Genomic DNA, 2,158 nt, shown 5'->3' on the forward strand with positions numbered 1-2,158 from the left:
ACCCTCGTACGGACTATTGAGCCATGGCGCCAATGATGTTTAATGAAAAAATGCCGGGCTTCGATGAGGTTCTTGAAAAATTGGTCAGCTGCAGAAGGCAATAAACTCATCAAGCTGACCGGTTTGGTATCCTGCTCACCGCCGATTAACCGCTTCCCCGCCTAGGGTGCGTAGCAGCGATGGAGCAGCAAAAGTCCGATGCTCCAACCATTGCGCAGCATGCATAGGTGGCGTGATGGATTGTCGCTGTTACTGGATGATTGAAACGCTTATATCCTCGCCATCGAAACGACGCCGGGGCCAAGCAAGGTTGCTGACGTCATCAGCCCTCGGAAAGGGGATCACAATGAACGTAGCACGCTCCTTCAACACTTGGCGCAAGTACCGCCAGACGGTTACTGAACTTGGCCGCATGACTTCCCGTCAACTCCAGGATCTTGGTATTGACCGTGGTGACATCCGCAACATCGCCCGCGCCGCAGTCGGTCGCTAAGCATCGCACGCTCGCAGAAGGCCCGTTGTTCAACAACGGGCCTTTTATTTCCAGCGGCTTGTGTCAGTGGCGACGGCGCGCTCCTAGCGCCAGCTGCGTAAGCTTCTTTGTTTCCAAAGGGTAACACTCTCTGGCCATATAAATATTGGATAGCAGAAAGCCGACGTTGCCTCTTAACTAGGCCATCATCAGCTTTATCCGAACCTGAGTGCCGAGTGGAGGAATGTTTGTATTCCAGACCTTGTGCCTGGCCGTGCGTGTTCATACCTGTATTGGACGATATGTTTCCCGCTTTGCGCCATCGCAGCCCATGCCGCGTTTAGTCAGGATTAATGCCATGAATATCGATAAAGTTTTGCGGTCAGTTGTAGCCGTGCGCTCCTCAATTCCTGATGACGCCTTCACAGCAACGACGTTGGGCACCCTGAGAGAGGGCAGCGGCGTGGTCATTCGGGAAGACGGACTGGTACTGACGATTGGCTATCTGATTATTGAAGCCCAGGAGGTTTGGTTGACCCGACATGACGGGCAAGTCGTCCCTGGTCATGTACTCGCCTACGATCAAGAAACTGGGTTTGGTCTAGTGCAAGCTCTTGGGCCGCTTGGCGTTTCTGCGGTGGACTTCGGCGATGCGGCCGAGACCAATATTGGAGATCACGTTCTGTTGGCCGATGGGATTGGTCAATCCGTCCGCACGCGCATTGTCGCCAAGCAGGAGTTTGCTGGCTATTGGGAATATCTATTAGATGAGGCGATCTTCATTGCGCCAGCCCATCCCTCATGGGGAGGGGCCGGACTGATTGGCCTGGACGGCAAGCTCTTAGGCATTGGCTCCCTTCTCCTGCAAATGATTAGAAATGGAGAGACTGAGCACGTTAACATGGTCGTGCCAATCGATTTGTTACCGCCGATCCTTGATGATCTCCTCAGTCGCGGACACGTCAACAAGCAGCCGCGGCCTTGGCTTGGGGCTTTCTCAGCTGAGAGCAACGGTAAAGTCGTGGTTATGAGCGTCGCCCAAGGGGGGCCGGCAGCTCAAGCGGGCTTGCACCAGGGCGACATCATTTCGGAGATCCGAGGTGATGAGGTTGACGGGTTGGCTGATTTCTACCGGAAAGTGTGGACAAGCGGCCCTGCCGGCGTTGAGATCCCCATACGAGTCCTGCGCAACGGCCGCGAAGCGTGGCTCCGCGTGAAGTCAGCCGATCGCAACAGCTTTCTCAAAAAGCCCCAGTTGCAATGAGGTAGACCTCTTCAACAGGGTCTTGCATGCGAAGCAGCACACGGTGACGTCGCTTCTCATCGCAATCGTCGCTTTTGGTGGACTTGAGTGTCTGGGGCCTAAAATGATGATATGCGTTGGGAGGCCTTTCTGTCGTTTCGGGACATTTGCGCGCCCACCCGAACAAGGCGGGGGCATATGGGAATCTGAAGAAATCCCTCGCGTCCTCGTTCGAAGATGAGATCACCGGCCATCATACTGCCAAACACGACTTCATAGTCGCGGCGAGGGTTAAGGCGCGCGCACAACGAAGATCAGCAACCTGAATTGGCACTTTCCGATCAGCGCAAGCGACGCAAATCTGCGGCTCTGTTCTCTAAGATCGGCTCCATTGAGAAGAAGCCTGTCACCGTCGCAAGGTCGAAATTGGTAATAAGTCTCTT

General features: G+C 54.6%; 2 protein-coding genes and 1 pseudogene. 2 read left to right on the plus strand and 1 reads right to left on the minus strand.

Annotated elements, in window-relative coordinates:
• The first annotated feature begins 346 nt into the window (after positions 1-346).
• Complete coding sequence (locus AAAC48_RS04215; RefSeq protein ID WP_340652972.1) at positions 347-493, plus strand: DUF1127 domain-containing protein; 147 nt, start codon at positions 347-349, stop codon at positions 491-493.
• A gap of 337 nt (positions 494-830) precedes the next feature.
• The gene (locus AAAC48_RS04220) at positions 831-1,736 is read left to right on the plus strand and encodes a S1C family serine protease (RefSeq protein ID WP_340652973.1); all 906 of its coding nucleotides are present in this window, start codon (positions 831-833) and stop codon (positions 1,734-1,736) included.
• A 320-nt stretch (positions 1,737-2,056) separates the two neighbouring features.
• Here AAAC48_RS04220 and AAAC48_RS04225 read toward each other — a convergent pair.
• Positions 2,057-2,158 (minus strand): annotated as a pseudogene (locus AAAC48_RS04225) (Lrp/AsnC family transcriptional regulator); the annotation flags it as partial.

This window comes from Phyllobacterium sp. (assembly GCF_037994405.1).
Taxonomy (GTDB): domain Bacteria; phylum Pseudomonadota; class Alphaproteobacteria; order Rhizobiales; family Rhizobiaceae; genus Phyllobacterium.